Below are 26,041 nucleotides of genomic sequence, written 5' to 3' on the forward strand. Positions count from 1 at the left end.
ATGAAAAATATACTTATAACGTTCCCCAATGCTATAGATCCCACAACTGGTGGTTTAGAAAAAGTTTATCATAATCTTACCCCTTTTTTGCGTAACAATGGATATAATGTATATGCTGTATATAGAGTAAAATCTGATTATGATACACACTCTGTCTACACAGGCATCTTTTATTCTGATGATTATCGTTGTGGTGTAAAATATAACGAAATAATTGATCAAGTTATTCAAAATCAGGATATTCACATAGTGATATGCGCATTTCAATACTTTCGACTTGTGAGATACTTGTCAACCCTTTCTGATATAAAAGTTATACATCATATACATAATATACCATCGGCTTATCTGTTTGGCAGAATACATTATCTTTCAAGCAGATTACAGAATACTTTATTAGACAAGTTTTTGAGAAGAATAAGGTTTAATATCCGTCTTCACAAGGCTATGGGTAACATAGCTCATAATAATCAGAAAATAGTTATACTATCTGAATCTTTTAGAGATGATCTTAAAAGAATTTTTCAGTTTGATCAGAAGAATGTGGTGGCTATTCCAAATCCTTTTCCTTTAGATACATTTTACTCTCTAGATGATACACAGCGTGAAAAAGTGATATTATATGTTGGACGCATTTCAGAGCCCCAAAAAAGAATATCTTCACTGCTTAACATTTGGCAAAAACTACAAGATCGGCTTCCTGATTATCGTATGGACATTGTAGGAGGTGGTCCAGATAAAGAGTTTTTCGAGAATAAGGCAAAGGATATGAATCTTGAAAGAATTAATTTTTATGGTTTTAAAAATCCGGATGATTATTATAAGAAATCCATAATAAGTTGTATGACAAGTAATTATGAAGGGTTTGGAATGGTCCTTGTAGAAGCAATGCAGTATGGATGTGTACCTTTCGCATTTGATTCATTTGCTTCTGTACATGATATTATAGATGATGGCGAAAACGGGTTTATAATCAACTCGTTTGATGAAGATGAATATGCGAAACGAGTTGTGGAATTCATTAATTATCCTGAAGAAAAAAAGAATTTGATTAGAAAAGCTGCAATAGATAAAAGTTCTTTGTTTGATGTGGAAAAAGTGGGGCTTATGTGGTTGGATTTATTATCAAGTCTTGATTTCTGATAAATATAAAAGCAAATTAATCCTATTTCTTTAAGGAAAAACAAGAAACAGTATTTCTCTATTATATCTCATATTTTTATTATCCAAAACGAAAAACATTTAGATTGATTTTATGATAATACGTTCAAAAGCCCCTCTTCGCCTTGGTCTGGCTGGAGGGGGAAGTGATGTTTCACCTTACAGTGATATTTATGGAGGATTAATATTGAATGCCACCATCAATCTTTATGCCTATTGCACCATAGAAGAGACAAGAGACAATAGCATCGTTCTTAACAGTTATGACTCAAACTGTTTTAAGTGTTATCCTTCTACAAAAAGAATGGAGATAGATGGTGAAGCAAGCCTGATAAAAGGTGTGTATAATCGTATTATTAAGGATTACGATCTCGATGCCAAATCATTCAAGATAACTACCTACAATGATGCTCCGGCCGGATCGGGGCTGGGTACCTCGTCTACTATGGTTGTTTGTATATTGAAATGTTTTGTAGAATGGCTAGGGTTACCTCTTGGAGACTACGAGATTTCCCGCCTAGCCTACGAGATAGAACGCAAGGACTTGAGTCTCTCTGGTGGCAAACAAGATCAGTATGCGGCAGCTTTCGGAGGATTCAATTACATGGAATTTTTGCAAAACGATATGGTGATTGTCAATCCACTTAAGATTAAGCGTTGGATTATTGATGAATTGGAAGCCAGTATGCTGTTGTTCTTTACTGGTAAGTCGCGTAGTAGTGCCGCTATTATCGAGGAACAGAAAAAGAATACCTCTAGTGGAGAGAGCGATGCTATTGAAGCTATGCACAAGATAAAACAGAGTGCCAAGGATATGAAACTGGCCATTTTGAAAGGAGACATAAACGGCTTCGCGGATATTCTCCGTGAAGGTTGGGAAAATAAAAAGAAGATGGCAAATAACATTACCAATCCTGTGATTCAAGAGGCTATGGACGTAGCTATGGCTGCAGGTGCCAAAGCAGGAAAAGTGTCGGGTGCAGGTGGTGGTGGATTCATTATGTTCATCGTAGAGCCAACGCATAAGAAAGAAGTAGAAGAAGCACTGAAGAAGCTTCATGGATTAGTTATGCCGTTCCAATTTAGTGATGGAGGTGCTCATGGTTGGAAAATATATCCTACGGATACTGTAGGTTCACTAAGCATTAAGTGATTTATGGAAGAGAAGTTAGTAAAACATGTAGATCTTTTGATAGAGAGGTATCCTACTCTCGATGTATGTAAACAAAATATCATCTTGGCTTATCAGATACTGGAAGAAGCCTATTCGGCAGGGCGCAAGTTGCTTGTTGCCGGCAATGGTGGTAGTGCCTCGGACAGCGAACACATTGTAGGCGAGTTGATGAAGGAATTCAAGATGAAGCGTAAAATCTATGCAGCTCAAATAGACCGCTTGATGAAGATTGATGAGGAAATGGGGACAGTCCTTGCCGATCATCTGCAAGGGGCGTTACCTGCCATTTCACTCGTGGGTGAACCTTCGCTTACCACTGCCTTCATGAACGATGCTGTACCTGAACTTGTCTTTGCACAGCAAATCAATGGTCTGGGGCGTGCTGGTGATGTATTCTTGGGTATATCTACTTCAGGTAACAGTAAGAATGTTCTCTATGCTGCTGTAGCTGCAAAATCAAAAGGATTGAAGGTTGTGGGACTTACGGGGGAAAAGGAAAATCGTTTGATGGAATTTACCGATGTGTGTATCCGAGTACCCGAGACTGAAACTTACAAGATACAAGAATTACATCTTCCGGTATATCATTGCCTGTGTTTGATGCTGGAAGAAAAATTCTTTGGATAAATCAACAACAATAATTATATGAAGACAGTAATAATGGCTGGAGGACGTGGCACGCGTATTGCTTCTGTGGCGAATGATGTGCCCAAACCAATGCTTTCCATTTGTGGCAAGCCAATATTAGAGCATCAGATAGACAACCTTAAGGCATGTGGCCTGACTGATATAATATTAGTTATCGGTTATCTGGGTGAAAAGATTAAGGACTATTTTGGAGATGGAAGTCGTTTTGGGGTATGCATTGAATATTTCATCGAGGATCATCCATTGGGAACTGCAGGTGCTCTATTCAAGATGCCCCAGCTTACAGAAGATTTTCTGCTCCTTTGTGGAGATGTGATAATTGACGTGGATTTCAATCGCTTTATCGCATTCCATAAAGAAAAGAAAGCGTGGGCTAGCTTAGTGGCACATCCTAACGGTCATCCTTACGACAGTTCGCTGCTTGTTACGGAGATTGAAGCCCCCCAAATAGCAGGTGGTATGCCTGTAGATACCCATCGGGTGATTTGTTGGATGGCGAAAGAAGATGAACGTCTCTATTATAAAAATCGTGTGAATGCGGGCATCGAGTTGATCTCCCCAGAACTATTGAAGGAGACGATGAAAAATTTTGTACCCCGTCATCCGGAGACTCCCGATAAGATAGACCTCGACCGCGATGTGCTGAAAATAAATATTGGCAGCGGACGTATCTATGCTTATGATACTCCGGAATATGTTAAAGATATGGGTACGCCCGATCGCTTTTTTGAAGCAGAGAATGATATAAAGACCGGCAAGGTGCATGCTCATAATCTAAAGAACCGACAGAAAGCTATCTTTTTGGATCGGGATGGAACTATCAACAAGATGGTAGGATTTATCACCAAGCCCGAGCAATTTGAACTTCTTCCAGGCGTAGCTAAAGCTATCAAGGCTATCAATAAAAGTGCTTATCTGGCTATCGTGATCACTAATCAGCCAGTCATTGCCCGTGGTGACTGTACTTTCGAGCAATTACAGGCAATTCATAACAAGATGGAAACGGAACTTGGCAAAGAGGGAGCTTTTGTTGATGCCATTTATGTTTGCCCTCATCATACAGATAAAGGATTTCCTGGCGAGCGGCCTGAATATAAGTGTGACTGCGATTGCCGGAAGCCCAAACCGGGTTTGCTGCTTCAAGCAGCAAAAGATTTCAATATCGATTTGTCGCAGTCGTATATGATTGGGGATAGTGACGGAGATGTGAGAGCGGGGGAAAATGCTGGGGTGAAGGAGGCTATTAGAGTGGAACAAAATCAAGAAGAAGCATTAATGCAGATACTTAAAAAGATTCTTTATTCATAAATACATAAGAATGGTTATAAATTATATAACATACGATTCTTGGTGGGATACTGATATAACGATAATACCTGAATTAGTTAAAGAGTATCACCTAAACGTATTTGTACTTTCTCCTTTTGATAATTGTAAGTATCCTCAAAAAGAAATCGGACGAAATGTCAAATTGGTACATGTACATCAAAAGTATAGAGATAGAGACTTGAGATCAATCGGTACAGCTATTAAGTATTTCTTTAAAATATATAAGGAATGTCGGAGAAAAGATTATATAAACATTTTTATTCCGGGAAAGAATCCGTTCTTTATTATTCTGACTCTTCTTTTTCTTTCCAAGAAAAGAACAATAATATGTTCTCACAATTACATCGAACATGGTGATACGAAGTTTAGAGGTTCAAAGCTAGTCGATTTTTTGAAGGAGCGATTCTATCAATCATTCAAATGGTTTCATTTCTATTCAAAAATGCAAATGGATTTGTTTAAAAAAGATTATCCGTCAAAAAATGCATTTTTTACGGAAATGCCATTAAAAGACTTCGGTATAGCACCCATAATAGAAAAAAAGGGGAATGAGGTGACACTTTTATTTTTTGGTTTGATTAGAGACTATAAACAATTGGATTTGCTTATTAAAGCCGTTAATAATCTTGAAAATCCAAATCTGAAAGTAATAATTGCCGGTAAGGCAACAAAGGAAGAACAAGAGAAATATTTATCTCTAATTAAGGATAAAAGTATATATGAATTGAATTTTGAATTTATCCCTAACGAGAATATTCCAACTATTTTCTCTAAGGCTGACTTTTTAGTTTTGCCATATCGTTCTGCAACCCAGTCGGGGCCTTCGCTCATAGCGATAAACTATTCAGTTCCTATCATTGCATCAGATATAGTACCTTTTAGCGATATGGTAGAAGATGGAGTAAATGGATTTCTTTTTGAAAGTAACAATTGCGAGGCACTAACGGCTGTTTTAAAGAAAGTATTGATGCTAAACGAGGAAGATATATCTTGTTTAAGAAGAAATCAGAGTAAATATAGGGAGGATTATATTAGGAATAATGATATCTGTAAGCTGTTTCAGCAATTTATTAACGATAAAATATTGTATCAAATATAAAATTACATTCAATGAATATAGCAATTGTAGGTACAGGTTATGTCGGCTTAGTAAGCGGCACTTGTTTTGCAGAGATGGGTAACAAAGTTACCTGCGTGGATGTTGATCGGGCGAAGATTGACAAACTTCTGAATGGTGAGATGCCAATCTATGAGCCAGGGCTTGAAGATTTGGTTAAACGTAATGTTGCCTATGACCGTTTGCATTTCACAACTGATATCACTAAGATTTTGGGTGATGTAGAGGTCGTATTTTCCGCTGTAGGTACTCCTCCTGACGAAGATGGTAGTGCCGATCTGAAATATGTGCTAGCTGTAGCTCGTGAGTTCGGTCAGAATATTAATAAGTATACCATTTTGGTTACTAAAAGTACGGTTCCTGTAGGTACTGCTAAAAAAGTGAAAGCTGTTATCCAAGAAGAACTTGACAAACGTGGCGTAAACATTCCATTTGATGTGGCTTCGAATCCGGAGTTTCTGAAAGAGGGAGCTGCTATTAAAGACTTCATGAGTCCCGACCGTGTGGTCGTTGGTGTTGAAAGTAAGCAAGCCGAAGAAGTGATGACTAAGCTCTATCATCCTTTCTTGATTCAGAATTTCCGTGTTATTTTCATGGATATTCCATCTGCTGAAATGACAAAATATGCGGCTAACGCCATGCTTGCTACACGTATCAGTTTCATGAATGACATAGCTAACTTGTGTGAACGTATGGGAGCTAATGTAGATAACGTGAGAAAAGGTATTGGAGCAGATGTCCGTATCGGTCAGAAGTTTCTTTATGCAGGGTGCGGTTATGGTGGCAGTTGTTTCCCGAAAGATGTAAAGGCATTGATTCATACGGGAATTGATAATGGCTATCACATGGAGGTGATTGAAGCAGTAGAACGTGTGAACGAGAATCAAAAAACGATCGTTTACAATAAACTTTTAACGTTGATGGGGGATGTGAAGGGTAAAACCATTGCTGTGCTTGGATTGGCTTTTAAACCAGAAACGGATGATATGCGTGAAGCTCCTGCACTAGTTGTAATAGGGAAGTTGCTGGAAGCCGGTGCATCGGTTCGGGTGTTTGACCCTATTGCTATGCCGGAATGTAAGCGTAGAATAGGTAATGTAGTGACTTATTGTGAAAATATGTACGATGTAGCCGACGGGGCCGATGCTTTAGCCCTGATGACCGAATGGCGACAGTTCCGTATGCCAACTTGGAATGTCATTAGGAAGTGTATGAAGGGCAATGTGATTGTGGATGGTCGTAATATCTATAATCGTCAAGAGCTTGAAGGTTTAGGATTTGTGTATACTCGGATAGGTGAGAAGTGAAAATTACATAGTGTTATGTTTATTATATGAAAATAATAAAAACAAGGCTTGTATGCGCATGGATTTTATTACCTCTCTTTCTGATACATATTTTTCTTTATTTTTTTCATCAAAATAGAAAGAAGATACAATCCGATATGCCAACATTGACACAGTTTATTTATCATCTCATCTATGATAAACCTTACAGAAATGTTTTCTATTATCGGGTTGGTCGAATTCATTTCTTATTTAGCTGGTTGCTTCCGAGATGTTACTATACGAAAATCAATCAGAATATGAATATAGGCCATGATATTCAAATGGAACATGCATTTAATACTTTTTTGAATGCAAAATCTATAGGAGATCATTTTAGGTGTTTTCACAATGTTACTCTTGGTCAAAAAAATGGGAAAACTCCAACTATAGGAAATAATGTGGTTGTTAGTTGTGGTGCTTCAATATTGGGAGATTGTATCATCGGAGATAATGTAATAATTGGAGCGGGTTGTGTAGTCGTTAAAAGTGTTCCGGCAAATAGCACAATTATAGGAAATCCAGCCGTTATTGTCAAGAAAGAAGGAATAAAAACGTATGAATTATTATAATTAAACTTTATGAGAATATTGTTTATCGCTAATTATAGTCAATTGTATGGTGCGAATCGTTCTATGCTAACTATCATTGAATATCTGCACAATAATGAGTATGATGTGAAATTGATTTTACCTTCTAAAGGAGATATTTGTCAGGAACTCGATATGATTGGTATAGATTATAAAGTGATACCAATGTTTACACAACTCTATTATTTAAAACGTAATATAAAATACTTGGCACTTCCTATTCTCGATATTTGGACTTTCTTTAAGCTTCCCTTTCTAATTAAAGAAGCAAAAAAATTCTCACCAGATATTATTTATTCCAATACTTCAGCTGAAATGACCGGTATTGAAGTCGCAAAAAAACTGGGTGTGAAACATATATCGCATATTCGAGAGTTTATGGATTTGGATCATGGTGCGCAATTTATAATGGGAAAAAAAGGCAAGAAAAGGTTTATAAATCAGAGTGATGGTGTTATATATGTTTCTTATTCAGTTGCTAATCATGTGAATTTAGGTGAGCCTTTAGGTAAAAGCCAAAGAGTGATATACAACGGCCTGAAAGACGCAAATGTAGAATTTGAAGATAAGGAAATATGCAATTCTCTCAACTTAGGGGTCGTTGGCATATTCGATAAAGCGAAAGGCCAAGATTTGGCAATCAATGCCATGCCGAAAATTTTAAAAATATTTCCAAATGCAAAATTGAACATTTGGGGAGATAAAGAGGGGGGATTTAAACGAGTTATACATAAGCTTGTTAAATCTTTGAGTTTGGATAATTCTGTTGTTTTTCATGGGTTTGAGAAAAATTCAAATCAAATATATAAGGATATGGACATATTGTTAATGTGTTCTAGATGTGAAGGATTTGGAAGAGTGACTGTAGAGGCTATGCAAAGAGGTATTCCTGTTATAGGATTGAACACAGGTGGTACATCTGAATTAGTAAAAGATGGTTTCAATGGTTATTTGTTCAACTCTATACAAGAAATTCCGTCGAAATTGTCTCTTCTTTTAGAATCAAAGGAACATTATAATCATATTAGGCGGAACGCTTATACTGAATCACGATCGATGTATTCTGTTACGCAATATTGTAAAAGTGTAGAAGATTTTATCTGCCAGATTTATTCTTTGTAAATAAGTTTAGTAGGATTGTGGTATACACATGAAAATATTATTTCTTCTATAATATTCATGCGTCTTTTCATGTAATCAGTTCTCATTTTATTAATTAGATGATAAAAGCAATGATAAAAATATTAATTACCGGGGGCAGTGGATTTATTGGTACTAATCTTATTGAATATTTCCTTTTTAATCAGAACATTGAACTTCTTAGTATTGATATTGAAAAGCCCAAAATCAGTGCACATAATCGTATTTGGAAACCAATAAATATATGTGATAAGGAGAGTGTTGTATCTATATTTAGAGCGTTTCAGCCTGAAATTGTGATACATCTGGCTGCCCGTACAGATTTGAGAGGTGTTACGCTTCAAGATTATGATGCAAACATGAGTGGAGTGAGCAATGTATTAGCGGCTATAAATGAAGCCGGAAGTGTACAGCGTGCAATTTTTGCATCTTCTATGTATGTTTGCGAACCGGGGTATATGCCCAAAGACTTTGAAGATTATGCGCCTCATACTCTTTATGGAGAGAGTAAAGTGGAAACCGAAAAAAGAATTAAAAAGGCCAATCCTACAACTTACACCTGGAGTATCATTCGGCCTACAAGCATTTGGGGGCCTTGGTTTGGCGAGCCTTATGATAAATTCTTTCATATTGTTCTAAAGCATATGTATTTCCATATGGGTGAAAAGGCTTGCAAAAAAACTTATGGTTATATTGATAATGCAATATATCAAATAGAATCAATTCTCCGGGCTTCTCCGAAAAAAGTCAATCGGAATATTTATTACTTAGGTGATTATGAGGCTTATTCGATCACAGATTGGGCTAATGAAATAGCAAACATTGAAAGTATTAAAATTCCTCATGTCCCTTATTTTTGCTTCCGATGGATGGGGTATGTGGGAGATTGCTTAAAAAAGATAGGGATAGCTTTTCCTATGACGAGTTTCCGACTGCATAATATGACAACGGATAATGTTCATAATCTGGAGCCTATAAAATCAATAGCTCCTCATTTGCCGGTATCGAGGGTAGAGGGTACTAAAGTTACGTTGGATTGGATTCATAAGTATGAGTAACAGAGGCAGTATATGTTTTACTAATAGATAAAGCGGGATTTTATGAAAGTTTCAATTATAACTTCGTGCTACAATCGTGCAGCAACGATTCGGGGTGCTATCGAGAGTGTCTTAGCACAGGATTATAATGACATAGAGTTTATAGTGGTGGATGGCTCCAGTACGGATGGTTCGTTGGATATTATCCGAGAATATGCGGATCGTATCTCGATTATTATATCGGAACCTGACCATGGTATGTATGAGGCTATCAATAAAGGTATTCGTGTGGCTACGGGAGAGATAATCGGATTGCTACATTCGGATGATTTTTTCTACGATAATGGGGTAGTTGGGCGCATTGTAGAACGGATGAAACGGACACATGCCGATTTCTTGTATGGTGATGGTCTCTTTGTGAATCCTGATGATACGAACAAAGTGGTGCGCAACTGGATTGGGGGAGGGTATCGTCTTTGGAAAGTGCGTCATGGATGGCTTCCTCTTCATCCCACTTGCTATATACGACGCGATGTAATGATGAGACAGGGGCTTTATAACGAGAGTTATAAAATTGCAGCTGATAGTGACTTATTGGTGCGTTATCTGTTGACTGGTGGACTCACGGTGACATATCTCAATGAATATGTCGTGCGGATGCGTATGGGGGGGCTTTCTACTGATAGTGCTAAACGTAAGAAGATGTGGGAAGAGGATATTAGGGTGTACGTTTCGCACGGATTATGGCCTACTTTGACTAAGTTGGAAAAGATGGCTTGGAAAGTACCGCAGTTTGTACTCGCGTTACTGAAAAAATAGGTCATTATTCCAGATAAGAATTATAAAAATAAAGTGTATGCAGGAAGTCCAACGTTTTAACAAAGTCCTAAAATCTTTGGTCCTTTTTGGGGATCTTATTTTGCTGAACCTGCTTTTATGGGGATTTAATTTGTTACTGGGTACCCGTTTCTGGTGTGTTCATTGCGGTTCTATCTTTCAGGGCATGACTCTTATCACTCTGTGCTATTTACTTTGTAACATGCATTCAGGTGTTATTCTTCATCGTCCTGTGGTACGTCCCGAACAGATAATGATCCGTGTCTTACGTAACATGGTTCCTTTTGTCTTTTTTTCGGTTTGTACGTTGCTTGTTTTTCATTTTCATTTTTCCCATTCCCGATATTTCGGACTGTTTTATGTTGCTTTAATAATTGTTATTGTCAGCTATCGTTTAATTTCCCGTCACTGTTTGGAGCTTTATCGGAAAAAGGGAGGAAATGTTCGCAAGGTAGTATTGGTTGGAAGCCATGAGAATATGCAGGAACTTTATCATGCGATGACGGATGATCCTACGTCCGGTTATCGTGTACTGGGTTATTTCGAGGATTTTCCTTCGGACCGATATCCACAAGATGTTTTATATTTAGGGCAGCCAAATGAAGTAACTGATTTTTTAGAAAAACATGCGGGAGAGGTCGATCAGCTTTATTGTAGTCTTCCTTCTGTACGAAGTGCGGAGATTGTTCCTATCATTAATTACTGTGAAAATCATTTGGTCCGTTTCTTTAGTGTTCCAAATGTCCGTAATTATTTGAAGCGTAGAATGCATTTTGAGTTATTGGGGAATGTTCCTGTACTTTCTATTCGTTGTGAGCCATTGGAATCACTGGAGAACCGTATTATCAAGCGTGCTTTTGATGTTGTTTGTTCAGGGTTATTTCTTATTACGGTTTTTCCATTCGTTTATATATTCTTTGGAATTGCGATCAAGTTAAGTTCTCCCGGTCCTGTTTTTTTCAAACAAAAACGCAGTGGTGAGGATGGTCGTGAATTCTGGTGTTACAAGTTTCGTTCAATGAAAGTTAATGCGCAATGTGACACTCTTCAGGCTACGGAAAATGATCCTCGTAAAACACGTATCGGAGAGATAATGAGAAAGACGAGTGTGGACGAATTGCCTCAATTTATCAATGTATTGAAAGGAGATATGTCTATTGTAGGTCCTCGTCCTCACATGTTAAAACATACAGAGGAATATTCTAATCTGATAAACAAGTTTATGGTTCGTCACTTCGTTAAACCTGGAATAACTGGCTGGGCTCAAGTGACGGGCTTTCGTGGTGAGACGAAAGAGCTCTGGCAGATGGAGGGACGTGTGCAACGTGATATCTGGTATATAGAGCATTGGACTTTTTTATTGGACTTATATATTATGTATAAGACGGTGTATAATGCTATACATGGAGAAAAAGAAGCATATTAAAAAATAAAACTTAAGAATTAAAGGGCGTTTAATTATGAATTTAAGAATTATGATGAGAAGACTAAACAAAAGAAATTTGTGGCTACTATTGTTGCCATTCCTATTGGCTGGCTGTCAGTCTTATAAAAAGGTTCCCTATTTCCAGAATGTGGAAGTTGTGAACGAGGTAGAACAACAGGAAAAATTGTATGATGCCAAGATCATGCCCAAGGATTTGTTGACTATTGTGGTATCGTGTACTAATCCTGAACTTGCGATACCTTTTAACCTGACGGTTGCCAGCAATGCCGGAATAGCTGTGAGTACTTCGTCTTATGTGACTACTCAACCTGTATTACAGCCTTATTTGGTAGATAATGAAGGAAACATAAATTTTCCGGTGTTAGGAGAATTGAAGTTAGGAGGCTTAACGAAAAGGGAAGCAGAACAGCTGATTATAGATAAATTGAAGCCTTACATGAAGGAGACTCCCATTGTAACGGTCCGTATGGTAAATTATAAAATATCTGTTATCGGTGAGGTTACCCGTCCCGGAACTTTTACTATCTCTAATGAGAAAGTGAATCTGTTGGAGGCATTGGCTATGGCTGGTGATATGACGGTATACGGTCTTCGTGATAATGTAAAGTTGATTCGTGAAGACGCAAACGGCAAACAGCAAATTGTAACCTTGGATTTGAACAAGGCCGAAACCATTCTTTCACCTTACTATTGGTTGCAACAGAATGATATTGTTTATGTAACTCCCAATAAAGCAAAGGCTCGAAATTCAGATGTAGGTAACAGTACCAGTCTCTGGTTCTCAGCCACTTCTATCTTGGTATCCATTGTCAGCCTATTAGTAAATATTTTAAAATAATGATTTGCAATGAAAGAAACAGATTTCAACGAAGCACAAGAATCTAAGGAAGAAAATATAGACGTTAAGGAACTATTGTTTAAATATTTGATCCACTGGCCTTGGTTTGTGGGGGCGGTTGTGGCGTGTTTGATTGCGGCATGGGTCTATTTGTATGTATCCACTCCCGTATATAATATTTCCGCTACGGTTTTAATAAAGGATGATAAGAAAGGGGGGAGTGCCGGAATGCTTTCCGGGTTGGAGAGTCTGGGATTGGATGGTATGATCTCTTCTTCGCAGAATATTGACAATGAGATTGAAGTTCTCCGTTCAAAGACTATCGTCAAAGAGGTGGTTGAAGATTTGGGACTTTATATTTCTTATACAGATGAGGATGAGTTTCCTTCCAGGAACATGTATAAGACTTCACCTGTACAAGTGAGTCTGACTCCGCAGGAGGCTGATTTGTTGGAGGAGCCGATGATAGTGAAGATGGCATTACAACCACAGGGAAGTATGGATGTGACTGTGAAGATTGACGATGATGAATATCAGAAACATTTTGAGAAATTGCCGGCGGTTTTTCCTACCGATAAAGGGACATTGGCTTTTTTCCTGACGCCGGACTCGGTATTATCTTCTAAAAGAACATCGGAAGAAACTACAAATTTGGAAAAGACTACACGTAATATTACAGCAACAATTAATAAGCCTTTGACGGTAGCGAAATGGTGTTGCAAAAATATGACTATAGAACCCACTTCCAAAACTACTTCTGTAGCTGTCATATCGTTGAAAAACTCAAATGTGCAGCGAGGCAAAGATTTTATCAATAAGCTATTGGAGATGTATAATATCAATACGAATAATGATAAAAATGAAGTGGCACAGAAAACTGCAGAATTTATCAATGAACGTATTGGAATTATTTCAAAAGAACTCGGTAGCACGGAAAAGGATTTGGAGAGTTTTAAACGTGGGGCAGGTATTACGGATTTGACCAGTGATGCTCAGATCGCTTTAACTGGTAGTGCTGAATATGAAAAGAAGCGTGTAGAGAATCAAACCCAGATTAATTTGCTGCAGGATCTTCAGAAATATATGCAGAATGAAGGTTATGAGGTTCTGCCCAGTAATATCGGATTGCAGGATTTGAATCTTGCGGCTGCCATTAATCGTTATAATGATGTGCTTGTTGAGAGAAAACGTTTGCTGCGTACGTCAACAGAGAATAATCCTACCATTATAAACCTGGATACCAGCATTAGTGCAATGAAAGAGAATGTGCAAGTTTCTTTAGACAGGGTGTTGCGTGGATTGTTTATCACAAAGGCAGATCTGGATCGTGAAGCGAGCCGTTATTCCCGTCGCATTAGTGAGGCACCTGGGCAGGAGCGCGAATTTGTGAGTATTGCGCGTCAGCAGGAAATTAAGGCCGGACTCTATTTGATGCTTCTTCAGAAACGTGAGGAAAATGCTATAACTCTGGCTGCTACAGCCAATAATGCGAAGATTATAGATGAAGCTATAGCAGATGATGCTCCTGTGGCTCCTAGAAGTAAAATTACTTATTTGATCGCTTTGATACTAGGAGTCGGAATTCCGGTAGGGGTTATATATTTGCTTGAATTAACCAAATTCAAGATTGAAGGTCGTGCAGATGTAGAAAAACTTACTAGTGCACCTATTGTCGGTGATATCCCGTTGACAGATGAAAAGCAGGGAGCTATTGCTGTATTTGAGAATCAAAACAACCTGATGAGTGAAACTTTCCGCAATGTCCGGACGAATCTTCAGTTTATGCTTGGAAATGGCAAGAAGGTGATTTTAGTTACTTCCACAGTCAGTGGTGAAGGTAAATCTTTTATCTCTGGTAATCTTGCTATCAGTCTTTCTTTATTAGGGAAGAAAGTAGTAATAGTTGGTCTTGATATCCGCAAGCCAGGTTTGAATAAGGTATTCAATATATCAAAAAGAGAACAAGGGATAACTCAATATTTGGCTAATCCGGAAAAGAATTTGATGGATTTGGTACAGCTCTCTGATGTCAGTAAGAATCTCTATATTCTTCCTGGTGGAACAGTTCCTCCTAACCCGACAGAATTGTTAGCACGTGATGGATTGGATAAAGCGATTGAGACTCTCAAAAAGAATTTTGAATATGTGATTCTCGATACCGCTCCTGTCGGTATGGTAACTGATACCTTATTAATAGGACGTGTGGCTGATTTATCTGTTTATGTATGTCGTGCGGATTATACCCGTAAAAATGAGTATACTTTGATTAATGAACTTATTGATGGAAATAAGTTGCCTAACCTATGTACAGTAATAAATGGTTTGGATTTGAAGAAAAGAAAGTACGGTTATTATTACGGCTATGGTAAATATGGCAAGTATTATGGTTATGGTAAACGATACGGCTATGGTTATGGATATGGAGAACAATCTGGTAAGGAAGAATAAATCCATTGATAACCAAGATATTTTAAAATTAATAATGTCATAGAGTGGTTTATAATACTTTACACAAAAGTGAGATGAAACATGTAGGTCCCTAACTTTATGCTACACACATGAAGAACCCTACATTTTGTGGTCAGGAAATATACAGCGGTGTATTCCTGATCAACGCCCTCATGTCGGTGTAAATCCGATGTGATTTCTATAATATCAACTGTCTGTGAAGATCGTTGATATTTTTTTTAAAACAGTGAATGGTGCGATGAATATTTTTTGTAGCTTTGTGAAAAATCGAATTGAAATGGAAAATTTACGAAGATACCCCATCGGAATACAGACTTTTTCGGAAATACGGAAAAGTAATTACCTTTATATTGATAAAACGGAATATGTGTATTGGATGGTACATTTCACTAAATACGTATTCTTGAGTCGTCCTCGTCGTTTTGGTAAGTCATTGTTGACTTCTACATTACATAGTTATTTCTCTGGTCAGAAAGAATTATTTCAAGGGTTGGCTATAGAAAAGCTGGAAAAGGAGTGGACGGAATATCCAGTGCTTCACTTTGATATGAGTACAGCCAAGCATGCAGACTGTGAACAGCTGTTGCAAGAGTTGAATATGAAGCTAATTCGTTATGAGGAGGTTTACGGAAAGATGGAGGGAGAGATTAATCCAAATCAGCGTCTGGAAGGACTCATCAAGCGCGCTTACGAGCAGACAGGGAAACAAGTGGTTGTGCTGATAGATGAATACGATGCTCCTCTGCTGGATGTAGTACACGAGGAAGAGAGGCTTGGCGTATTGCGTAACATCATGCGCAATTTCTACAGTCCTCTTAAAGCGTGTGATCCTTATTTGCGGTATGTGTTTTTGACCGGTATCACCAAATTCTCCCAACTTAGTATATTTAGTGAATTGAACAATATCAAGAATATTAGCATGAATGAGTCTTATGCTGCCATTTGCGGTATTACAGAAAACGAGATACTTGTCCAAATGAAAGATGATGTAGACGCATTAGCCCAAAAACTGGAGGTTACTTCTGAAGAGGTATTGGCAAAACTGAAAGAAAACTACGACGGCTATCATTTCACTTATCCGTCTCCTGATATATATAATCCATTCAGTTTGCTTAACGCTTTTGCAGATGGTAAATTTAATTCTTATTGGTTTGGTAGTGGTACGCCTACTTATTTGATAAAGATGCTGGATAAATTTGGTGTAGCGCCTTCCGAGATAGGGAGAAAAACTGCGGTTGCGGAGGATTTTGATGCACCTACAGAAAGAATGGTGAGCATTACTCCATTGTTATATCAAAGTGGCTATATCACGATAAAAGATTATGATAAGGAGTTAGATTTATATACATTGGATATTCCTAATAAGGAGGTAAGAATAGGTTTGATGAAAAGTCTTCTTCCTAATTATGTTGCTAGTAAAACACCGGAAACCAATACTATGGTAGCTTATCTTTCCCGTGATATTCGTAATGATGATATGGATGCTGCTTTACGTCGTTTGCAAACGTTTCTGTCTACCATTCCTCAATGTGATAATACGAAATATGAGGGGCACTACCAACAGATGTTTTATATTATATTCAGTTTGTTGGGCTATTATGTAGATGTGGAGGTTCGTACTGCCAGTGGACGGGTGGATATGGTGCTTCGTACAAAGACTACGTTGTATGTGATGGAATTGAAACTGGACAAGAGTGCGGATAGGGCGATGGAGCAAATTGATCTGAAGAATTACCCCAAACGTTTTGCTTTGTGCGGATTGCCTATAGTAAAGGTGGCTGTCAGTTTTGATAGCGAACAGTGTACAATAGGGGAATGGAAAATTCTAAAAGTTTAATTATATTGCTGATTAATAAATTGTTATATACTAGTATGAATATAAAGAGCTCCGCAAGGGGCTTTTTTCTTTTCTATCCGGAATAAAAGCTTCACCTTTGCAGTGTTGATCAACAAAACGTGAATAAATAATTTGAATTTAAATCTTTAAAAAAACGTAGTATGAGTGTAATTTACAAAGTCATTACGCGCCCAACAGATCCGCGTGTTCCCAATTCTCCCAAGAGATATTATCCGCATCTGATCACTTTAGGTCAGTCTGTCAACCTGAAATATATTGCACAGAAAATGCAGGATCGTTCTTCGTTGTCTGTCGGTGATATCAAGAGTGTGATCCAAAATTTTGTGGAAAAGATGAAGGAGCAGCTGCTGGAAGGTAAGTCTGTGAATATTGAAGGTCTGGGCGTCTTTATGTTGACTGCCCGTTCGAAAGGTGCCGAACTGGCGAAGGATATAAATGCAAAAAGTGTAGAGAGCGTTCGTATCTTTTTTCAGGCGAATAAAGAGCTGCGCGTTACAAAGACTGCTACTCGTGCAGATGAGAAGTTGGATTTGATTAGCTTGGATGAATATCTGAAGAAGCTTAATATGACAATTTCTCCTAATGATCCTGAAAAACCGGATGATGGCGGAGAAGAAGGCGGAGGAAATGAAGGTGGCGGTAGCGGAGAAGCACCGGATCCTGCCGCATAATGAATTGTCAATTAATGATTGATGGTTAGGGTGTTTATTTAGTGTTTAATAAAAAAGAAAAATGTCTATGAAAAAAACGTGGAGTATTATTTTGAAAGTGATTATTGCTGTTGCTGGTGCAATTGCCGGAGTGGTCGGTGTACAGGCAGCAAACTTGTAATTGATTATCTTATAAATAGGTATATTTATGAATGAATAACAGGCGGGAAAAATCCCGCCTGTTTGTGTTTTAGATATAATTAGAGAATTATACTTCCTCGCATACTCTCATTTCCATTCCTTTATACACTACTACAATCTTATGCAACTGTGTGGTGCCAATTGCATTTTTCACTGTATCAGTATCAGCATAACGGTTTGTTTGGGCGATACCTTCCAATCGTAATTCTTCCACACGATTCTCTGAATCTTTGTATTTGGCATATTTCAACTCGATTATGTAGCTGTGTTTCATGTCGGGATAAATATCCAATAATGGAGATAGGAAGATGTCGGCATATCCCTCTTGTGTGTCTGCCTCCGAAATGGGACGGTAGAATCGGTTTTGTGCAGTCATGGCTAATGTGAAACCATGCACGAAAAATTCTCCCTTTTGTTTGTCACGCTGGGAGGCATAACTCTTCAGGCAATCGGCTATATAATCAAAATATGCTTTCCATGTACCTCGATAAGCGAGTGAACTGGATAATTCATTTTTTTCATAATTACTGAAGCTTAAGTTGGCTTCATTGTAAGTGTTCAATAGATAGGTGTAAAGCTGTTCGCGGACTACTTGATTAGGAATGGTGAGTTTGCACTTTCCTTCATGTGTACCATTAATAGTAAGCATACCAAAATAATAGAGTAGGCTGATGAAGTTGTCTGGATCAATAATACTGGCGGCTGGAAATCCTTTCTTCACTTCTCCAGTGATGTAGCCTTGGCTTATTAAGGTCTGTATGATGGAAGCATCGTGCGCAAACTCTTTATCTTTGCGGATGAGCATACGCAATTTCTCGTAGTCGATACGGATGTTGTCTTCTACCATGTCCTTCGGTACTTCACCGTATCGGATGTAGTTTTTGACGAAATAAAGCACCATGTTAGAATTGTACATAGTGGTTTGACCATAACATTCTTGTGCAAAGCAGTAATTATCATACCACGGTTTCATAATTTCTATCAATTCATCGATGGTATGGTTGAAATGCCCTGTATTAGAATAATAAGTTAACATTTCGCGAACTTCACTTTCTGTGAATCCCATCATTTCATTGAATTCTGATGAAAGGGAGTAATTAGTGCCGATATTGAAGCCGCTGGTCAAGTCATCCATTGTTACGGGACTGACACCTGTGATGAAACAACGTTTGATGCTGGAGTCGGTACCGGATTTTATTTTATTGAAGAAGGCACGTAAATAACCTTCTTTGTGTGTCTCATCAGTGTAACGGTTCATGCTGTCGACATCAGAGAGTATTGTATTGGTGAAATGGTCATATTCATCAATGAAGAGATAAATCTTTTGATTTACACGAGCGCATTCCGTAAACAGATATTCGAATTGGCTGACTGCCCCGTCTTTTTCGTTCATTTTTTCTTTGATTCCTTCGGGTAAATAGTCGGCATAAACATCGCAGAAATAGTCAAATACGATTTTGCAATGTTCGTCCAGACCTTTGCGGTAGCTGTGTAAATCTCCACTGATTCCTGAGAAATTTAATTTTATTACTAGATAGCTATTACGGTCTTTCGTAGGGTGCTTTCCGATATAAAGGTCGCCAAATAAAGCGTCAAACTTATCTTTGGTACGTATGTCATAATAATGTTGAAGCATATTCAAGGTCAGACTTTTTCCGAATCGACGCGGACGGATAAAAAAGAAGAAACGATCCGACTGCTCTATCAAAGGGATGAAAGAGGTTTTATCCACGTAATAATAATTGTCCAAACGGATGTCCTCGAAGTTCATCATACCATAAGGTAACAACTTCCTGTCTGATAATACATATTCCATAATTTATGCCTTTTATATGAATATACTTTGAATAAGTGTAGACAAAGATACTTCCTTTCCGCTACTTTCCCAAACAAACGTTCTTTCTTTTTGGTTTCGTGCTATTTGTTATGAGTGCCGCTCCATATTTTAACAAAATAGAAATTATAATCAAACTCGTTGGCTGAATAGCGGATTTTATCTACCTTTGTACCTTAATTAAATGCGTCATTTTAAGCAAGAAAAAACATGATTCGAAAAATAATAAAGGCTCTTTGGATATTTCTGGCAGTCATTGTGTTGGCTATTGTTGTCATCTTTGTCTCTATCTCAAAGGGTTGGATTGGTTATATGCCTCCTGTAGAGGAACTTGAAAATCCGAGTTATAAATTTGCAACGGAGATTTTCTCTGAAGATGAAAAAGTGCTTGGCACGTGGTCTTACAGTAAGGAAAATCGGGTATATACAGCTTACAAGGATTTGTCTCCCAGTATTATCAATGCTCTTATTGCGACGGAAGATGTCCGTTTTGTTAAACATTCTGGAATTGATGCCAAAGCATTGTTCCGTGCGTTTGTGAAACGTGGTTTGATGTTTCAGAAAAATGCAGGTGGAGGTAGTACTTTGTCGCAACAGCTTGCCAAACAGTTGTTTACAGAAAATGTGGCGAGAAACACGCTTCAACGTCTTTTCCAAAAACCGATTGAATGGGTGATTGCGGTGAAGCTTGAACGTTACTACACCAAAGAGGAAATCTTGAGTATGTATCTCAATAAGTTTGATTTTCTGAATAATGCGGTTGGTATTAAAACTGCTGCACATACATACTTCGCATGCGAACCGAAAGATTTGAAGATCGAAGAGGCAGCTACGTTGGTAGGGATGTGCAAGAATCCTTCACTTTATAATCCGGTCCGTTTCAACGAACGTTCCCGTGGCCGTCGTAATGTAGTGCTTGAGCAGATGCGTAAAGCTGGTTATATCACAGATGCAGAATGTGATTCTTTGCAGGCTCTTCCGTTGAAACTAAAATATAACCGCGTTGACCACAAAGAGGGATTGGCTACTTATTTCCGCGAATATCTCCGTGGTGTGATGACAGCACCGAAACCGGTAAAAAGTGATTATCGTGGTTGGCAAATGCAGAAATTCTACGAAGATTCTATCGCGTGGGAAACTAACCCGTTGTATGGTTGGTGTGCAAAAAATAAAAAGAAAGACGGTACGAATTATAACATCTATACAGATGGATTGAAGATTTATACGACGATCAATTCACGTATGCAGCAATATGCAGAGGATGCAGTAAAAGAGCATTTAGGTGATTATTTGCAACCTGTGTTTTTCAAAGAAAAAGAGGGAAGCAAAAATGCTCCATACGCAAGATCACTGCCGGAAAAACGAGTGGAGGAGTTGCTGACAAAAGCTATGAAGCAGACGGATCGTTATCGTCTTATGAAAGAGGCGGGAGCTTCGGAACAGCAGATTCGTAAAGCGTTCGATACCCCGGAAGAAATGACTGTCTTTTCCTGGAAGGGAGATAAAGATACAATTATGACACCGATGGATTCCATCCGTTACTACAAATCTTTCCTGCGAACAGGATTCATGTCGATGGATCCGGTAAGCGGGCATGTGAAGGCTTATGTAGGCGGACCGAATTATGTATATTTCCAGTATGATATGGCAATGGTGGGACGTCGTCAGGTGGGATCTACTATCAAACCGTATTTGTATACATTAGCAATGGAAAATGGCTTTTCTCCTTGTGATCAGACACGCCACGTAGAGCAAACGTTGATTGATGAGAACGGAACTCCTTGGACGCCTCGTAATGCAAATAATAAACGTTATGGGGAAATGGTGACTCTGAAGTGGGGATTGGCTAATTCTGATAACTGGATTTCTGCTTATTTGATGGGCAAACTGAATCCGTATAATCTTGTACGTTTGATCCATAGTTTTGGGGTTCGTAATAAAGCAATCGACCCGGTGGTTTCGCTTTGTCTGGGACCTTGTGAAATTTCTGTGGGTGAGATGGTAAGTGCATATACAGCTTTTGCCAATAAAGGAATTCGTGTAGCTCCATTGTTTGTTACACGCATTGAAGATAGTGATGGTAATGTGCTTTCTACCTTTGCACCGCAAATGGAGGAGGTGATAAGTATTTCAAGTGCATATAAAATGCTGGTTATGTTGCGCGCTGTTATTAATGAAGGAACAGGTGGGCGTGTTCGTCGTTATGGAATTACCGCCGATATGGGTGGGAAAACAGGTACGACCAATGATAACTCTGATGCCTGGTTTATGGGATTCACTCCTTCATTGGTATCCGGTTGTTGGGTAGGAGGTGATGAACGTGACATTCACTTTGGTAGAATGACTTATGGTCAGGGAGCTGCCGCTGCTTTGCCTATTTGGGCATTGTATATGAAGAAAGTGTATGATGACCCGACTTTGGGATATGACCAGCAGGAGAAATTTAAACTCCCTGAAGGATTTGATCCGTGTGCCGGTTCGGAAACTCCGGACGGAGAGGTGATAGAAGAGGGGGGATTGGACGATCTTTTTAACTAAGTCTGAAATAAGTATTAACCCGTAGCGTTTGGGGCACTGAACTGTAGGTGTAATATCTCTAATATCTAATGTTTAATACTTAAATACTTATTTTTTAATGCATAGGTATATTGTTTGCATAGGGAGTAATTACAACAGGAAAGAGAATTTGACTTTTGCCAGACAGGAACTGACTGAATCGTTCTCTTCTATATGTTTTGCGCCCGAATTGGAAACTGAACCTTTATTTTTTAAGAATCCGGCCTTGTTTTCCAACCAAGTGGTTATGTTCTTTTCCGATAAAGATGAAGAGGTAGTGAGGAAAATGCTGAAAGATATAGAGCAAAGGTCCGGACGTCGTCCGGAAGATAAAAAAGAGGAGAAAGTTTGTCTGGACATTGACATGCTTTTATATGATAACAAAATAGTAAAACCGGAAGATTGGCAAAGGGGATATATACAACAGTCATTATCTGCCTTCCATTCTTCATTATTTATTAAGTAGATGAAATTTCTTGGAATTATACCTGCCCGCTATGCATCCACTCGTTTTCCTGCAAAACCGTTGGCTATGTTGGGTGGAAAAACTGTTATACAACGTGTGTATGAACAAGTGGCTGGCGTTTTGGATGATGCTTATGTAGCCACGGACGATGAGCGTATTGAAGCTGCTGTCAAGGCGTTCGGAGGTAAGGTTGTGATGACTTCTGTTCATCACAAAAGCGGTACAGATCGCTGTTATGAAGCTTGTACAAAGATTGGAGGTGACTTTGATGTCGTGGTTAATATACAAGGAGATGAACCTTTTATTCAGCCTTCACAATTGGATGCGGTAAAGGCTTGTTTCGAAGATGTAACCACGCAGATTGCCACGCTGGTGAAACCTTTTACTGCAGATGAACCGTTTGCTGTACTGGAAAACGTAAATTCACCGAAAGTGGTAGTCAATAAGAACTGGAACGCGCTTTATTTTAGCCGATCCATTATTCCTTATCAGCGTAATGCCGAGAAACAGGACTGGCTGAAGGGACATACCTACTACAAGCATATCGGACTGTATGCCTATCGTACAGATGTGCTGAAGGAGATAACCATGCTTCCGCAGTCTTCTCTGGAACTGGCTGAATCTTTGGAGCAGCTCCGTTGGCTGGAGAACGGATATAAGATAAAGGTAGGCATTAGTGAAGTAGAAACTATCGGAATCGATACCCCGCAAGATTTGGAACGGGCAGAAGAGTTTTTGAAGAATAGAATCTAATCGTATGGATCGTAAAATACAACCTGAAATACAAACCCTGAAAAATTTTCGTATACTTCCTCCCGTCCGAATGACATTGCCAAATGGTATTCCATTGACTGTTATTAATGCGGGTGAACAGGAAGTAGTACGCATAGATGTGCTTTTCGCTGGAGCCCGTTGGCAGCAGTCGCAGAAACTGCAAGCCTTGTTTACAAACCGGATGTTGCGCGAAGGTACGACAAAATATACGGCTGCCACCATTGCCGAGAAACTGGATTACTACGGTTCGTGGCTCGAACTGTCCAGCTCGTCGGAGTATGCATACATCACTGTTTATTCGTTGAATAAGTATTTGGCGAAAACATTGGAGGTGGTAGAATCCATGATTAAAGAACCGCTTTTCCCGGAGAAAGAATTGCATACTATCCTCGATACCAATATCCAACAATATCTGGTCAATACTTCCAAAGTTGATTTCCTGGCACATCGCAGTCTGTTGAAGTCGCTTTATGGCGAACAGCATCCATGTGGTAAAATAGTGGTGGAGGAAGATTATCATGCCATCACTCCGGAAGTGCTTCGTGAATTTTATGAACGGTATTACCATTCGGGCAATTGCTCTATATTCTTGTCCGGCAAGGTGACGGAGGATATTATCAGCCGGGTGACGGATACATTCGGCACTTCTTTTGGTCAACATCAACAGCCGGCATCGAAATTAAGCTTTCCTTTTACTGCCGTTCCCGAAAAGAGAATTTTTATAGAACGTGAGGATGCCATGCAGAGTGCTGTAAAGATGGGATATACAACCATCACTCGTAACCATCCTGATTATCTGAAACTCCGGGTATTGATGACTTTATTCGGAGGCTATTTCGGCAGTCGTCTGATGTCTAATATCCGTGAAGAAAAGGGGTATACTTATGGCATTTCAGCAGGAATCATGTTTTATCCGGATAGCGGATTGCTGGCTATCTCGACAGAAACGGATAATGAATATGTGGAACCGTTGATACAGGAAGTATATCATGAAATTGACCGTCTGCATCAGGAACCTGTGTCGATGGAAGAACTGACTATCGTACGCAACTATATGTTGGGCGAAATGTGCCGTAGTTATGAGTCTCCTTTCTCACTTTCGGATGCATGGATCTTTATTGCTACTTCCGGTCTGGATGATGACTACTTTTCACGTTCTCTGCTGGCTGTAAACGAGGTTACTCCTGCAGAAATACAAGATTTGGCACAGCGCTATTTGTGCAAAGAGACATTAAAAGAGGTCATTGCAGGTAAAAAGTTGTCATAAATTGCTTTCCGAAAGTGGGCTGTTTGGGATAGAAATTGTATCTTTGTCCAAATTGTAATTCTAAAATGAGTAACGACTAAAACCAATGAGGAAATATCTATATACTACACTTTTATTGGCTCTCCTCGCACAAGAGGGAGTAATGGCACAAGAAAATGAAGGAAAAAAAGGCGGATTTTTCGGAAAAATTAAAGATACATTCTCCACTGAAATAAAGATTGGCAACTATACTTTTAAGGATGGCAGTGTCTATACGGGAGAAATGAAAGGGCGAAAACCGAACGGAAAAGGAAAAACGGTTTTTAAAAACGGTGATGTCTTTGAAGGTGAATATGTGAAAGGGAAACGTGAAGGATATGGAATTTATATGTTCCCTGACGGAGAAAAGTACGAAGGACAGTGGTTCCAGGACCAGCAGCACGGAAAAGGTATCTATTATTTTATGAATAACAACCGTTACGACGGTATGTGGTATCAGGATTATCAGCATGGTGAAGGAACTATGTATTATCATAACGGTGATTTGTATGTAGGTCATTGGGTGAATGATAAACGTGAAGGCGAAGGTACATATACTTGGGCAAACGGTGCCAAATATACCGGTCACTGGAAAAATGATAAGAAGAACGGTAAAGGTACCATGAACTGGGATGACGGCTCTAAATACGATGGAGACTGGAAGGATGATGTTCGTCACGGAAAAGGGGTCTTTGAATATACCAATGGAGATAAATATGATGGTGACTGGGCGGATGATATTCAACATGGAAAAGGTACTTATTACTTTCACACGGGCGACCGTTATGAGGGCTCGTATCTCTTAGGTGAGCGAACCGGTCCAGGAGTTTATTACCATGCTAACGGTGATAAATATGTAGGTAATTTCAAGAACGGCATGCAAGACGGAAAAGGTACTTTTACCTGGGCGAATGGTGCTGTGTATGAAGGAAGCTGGAAAAATAATAAACGTGATGGTAAAGGAGTTTATAAATGGAGCAATGGCGATGTTTATGACGGTGACTGGAAAGATAACCGTCCCAATGGACAAGGCACTCTGAAAACTGTTGCTGGTATGCAATATAAAGGTGGGTTCGTTGATGGATTGGAAGAGGGTCAAGGCGTACAAATCGACAAAGATGGTAATCGCTTCGATGGCTTTTTCAAACAAGGAAAGAAGGATGGCCCTTTTGTCGAAACAGATAAAGATGGAAAAGTGATTAAAAAAGGAACCTATAAATTCGGAAGACTCCAATAAAATGATGAATGATGAATGAAAAATTGGTTGCTTACTATCACCAATTCAAATTCTTAGTATGTTGAGAC

General features: G+C 38.8%; 22 protein-coding genes. 21 read left to right on the forward strand and 1 reads right to left on the reverse strand.

What is annotated here, in order from left to right; genetic code table 11:
• The 16 genes from KTR06_RS12090 (at nt 1) to KTR06_RS12165 (ending at nt 17,801) form a co-directional block, all read left to right on the forward strand.
• Complete coding sequence (locus KTR06_RS12090; protein WP_151922224.1) at nt 1-1,143, forward strand: glycosyltransferase; 1,143 nt, start codon at nt 1-3, stop codon at nt 1,141-1,143.
• 112 nt (nt 1,144-1,255) lie between these two features.
• Nucleotides 1,256-2,314, forward strand: a complete 1,059-nt coding sequence (locus KTR06_RS12095) for a dehydrogenase (protein WP_151922223.1) — start codon at nt 1,256-1,258, stop codon at nt 2,312-2,314.
• A 3-nt stretch (nt 2,315-2,317) separates the two neighbouring features.
• Nucleotides 2,318-2,962: an SIS domain-containing protein gene (locus KTR06_RS12100; RefSeq protein WP_055234594.1), complete on the forward strand. Its 645-nt coding sequence runs from the start codon at nt 2,318-2,320 to the stop codon at nt 2,960-2,962.
• Between the two features lie 18 nt (nt 2,963-2,980).
• Nucleotides 2,981-4,291: an HAD-IIIA family hydrolase gene (locus KTR06_RS12105; protein ID WP_151922222.1), complete on the forward strand. Its 1,311-nt coding sequence runs from the start codon at nt 2,981-2,983 to the stop codon at nt 4,289-4,291.
• A gap of 10 nt (nt 4,292-4,301) precedes the next feature.
• A complete protein-coding gene (locus tag KTR06_RS12110; RefSeq protein WP_055234590.1) occupies nt 4,302-5,411 on the forward strand; it encodes a glycosyltransferase family 4 protein in 1,110 nt (369 codons plus the stop codon).
• Between the two features lie 11 nt (nt 5,412-5,422).
• A complete protein-coding gene (locus KTR06_RS12115; protein WP_008022530.1) occupies nt 5,423-6,736 on the forward strand; it encodes a UDP-glucose/GDP-mannose dehydrogenase family protein in 1,314 nt (437 codons plus the stop codon).
• 278 nt (nt 6,737-7,014) lie between these two features.
• A complete protein-coding gene (locus KTR06_RS12120) occupies nt 7,015-7,326 on the forward strand; it encodes a serine O-acetyltransferase (protein ID WP_004303430.1) in 312 nt (103 codons plus the stop codon).
• 9 nt (nt 7,327-7,335) lie between these two features.
• A complete protein-coding gene (locus KTR06_RS12125) occupies nt 7,336-8,466 on the forward strand; it encodes a glycosyltransferase (protein WP_217290378.1) in 1,131 nt (376 codons plus the stop codon).
• A gap of 110 nt (nt 8,467-8,576) precedes the next feature.
• On the forward strand, nt 8,577-9,542 hold the full coding sequence (locus tag KTR06_RS12130) for an NAD(P)-dependent oxidoreductase (RefSeq protein WP_008022523.1): 966 nt from the start codon (nt 8,577-8,579) through the stop codon (nt 9,540-9,542).
• 42 nt (nt 9,543-9,584) lie between these two features.
• On the forward strand, nt 9,585-10,340 hold the full coding sequence (locus tag KTR06_RS12135; RefSeq protein ID WP_141409313.1) for a glycosyltransferase family 2 protein: 756 nt from the start codon (nt 9,585-9,587) through the stop codon (nt 10,338-10,340).
• Nucleotides 10,341-10,377: 37 nt separating this feature from the next.
• Nucleotides 10,378-11,784 (forward strand): undecaprenyl-phosphate glucose phosphotransferase, encoded by a 1,407-nt coding sequence (locus KTR06_RS12140; protein WP_141409312.1) that lies wholly within the window; start codon nt 10,378-10,380, stop codon nt 11,782-11,784.
• Between the two features lie 34 nt (nt 11,785-11,818).
• Nucleotides 11,819-12,643: a polysaccharide biosynthesis/export family protein gene (locus KTR06_RS12145; protein ID WP_049702721.1), complete on the forward strand. Its 825-nt coding sequence runs from the start codon at nt 11,819-11,821 to the stop codon at nt 12,641-12,643.
• A 9-nt stretch (nt 12,644-12,652) separates the two neighbouring features.
• Nucleotides 12,653-15,091: a polysaccharide biosynthesis tyrosine autokinase gene (locus KTR06_RS12150; RefSeq protein ID WP_049702722.1), complete on the forward strand. Its 2,439-nt coding sequence runs from the start codon at nt 12,653-12,655 to the stop codon at nt 15,089-15,091.
• A gap of 298 nt (nt 15,092-15,389) precedes the next feature.
• Nucleotides 15,390-16,949: an ATP-binding protein gene (locus KTR06_RS12155; RefSeq protein WP_232313597.1), complete on the forward strand. Its 1,560-nt coding sequence runs from the start codon at nt 15,390-15,392 to the stop codon at nt 16,947-16,949.
• A 161-nt stretch (nt 16,950-17,110) separates the two neighbouring features.
• Nucleotides 17,111-17,641, forward strand: coding sequence for an HU family DNA-binding protein (locus KTR06_RS12160; protein WP_008022512.1), 531 nt, complete (start codon nt 17,111-17,113; stop codon nt 17,639-17,641).
• A gap of 67 nt (nt 17,642-17,708) precedes the next feature.
• Entirely contained in the window at nt 17,709-17,801 is a 93-nt protein-coding gene (locus KTR06_RS12165; RefSeq protein ID WP_151433315.1) for a smalltalk protein, read from the forward strand.
• An 87-nt stretch (nt 17,802-17,888) separates the two neighbouring features.
• On the opposite strand, the gene KTR06_RS12170 is transcribed toward KTR06_RS12165, so the two are convergent.
• Nucleotides 17,889-19,637 (reverse strand): AAA family ATPase, encoded by a 1,749-nt coding sequence (locus KTR06_RS12170; protein ID WP_049702724.1) that lies wholly within the window; start codon nt 19,635-19,637, stop codon nt 17,889-17,891.
• Between the two features lie 228 nt (nt 19,638-19,865).
• On the opposite strand from KTR06_RS12170, the gene KTR06_RS12175 reads away from it, so the two are divergent.
• The 5 genes from KTR06_RS12175 (at nt 19,866) to KTR06_RS12195 (ending at nt 25,973) form a co-directional block, all read left to right on the forward strand.
• Nucleotides 19,866-22,193 (forward strand): transglycosylase domain-containing protein, encoded by a 2,328-nt coding sequence (locus tag KTR06_RS12175; protein ID WP_049702725.1) that lies wholly within the window; start codon nt 19,866-19,868, stop codon nt 22,191-22,193.
• Between the two features lie 97 nt (nt 22,194-22,290).
• Nucleotides 22,291-22,677 (forward strand): 2-amino-4-hydroxy-6-hydroxymethyldihydropteridine diphosphokinase, encoded by a 387-nt coding sequence (locus tag KTR06_RS12180; RefSeq protein WP_008022508.1) that lies wholly within the window; start codon nt 22,291-22,293, stop codon nt 22,675-22,677.
• A complete protein-coding gene (gene kdsB, locus KTR06_RS12185; protein WP_015531050.1) occupies nt 22,678-23,430 on the forward strand; it encodes a 3-deoxy-manno-octulosonate cytidylyltransferase in 753 nt (250 codons plus the stop codon).
• 4 nt (nt 23,431-23,434) lie between these two features.
• On the forward strand, nt 23,435-24,718 hold the full coding sequence (locus KTR06_RS12190) for a pitrilysin family protein (protein WP_049702726.1): 1,284 nt from the start codon (nt 23,435-23,437) through the stop codon (nt 24,716-24,718).
• A gap of 85 nt (nt 24,719-24,803) precedes the next feature.
• Complete coding sequence (locus KTR06_RS12195; RefSeq protein WP_008640042.1) at nt 24,804-25,973, forward strand: phosphatidylinositol-4-phosphate 5-kinase; 1,170 nt, start codon at nt 24,804-24,806, stop codon at nt 25,971-25,973.
• Nucleotides 25,974-26,041: the final 68 nt, after the last annotated feature.

The sequence above is a fragment of the Bacteroides sp. MSK.20.12 genome (assembly GCF_019052435.1).
Lineage (GTDB): Bacteria > Bacteroidota > Bacteroidia > Bacteroidales > Bacteroidaceae > Bacteroides > Bacteroides xylanisolvens.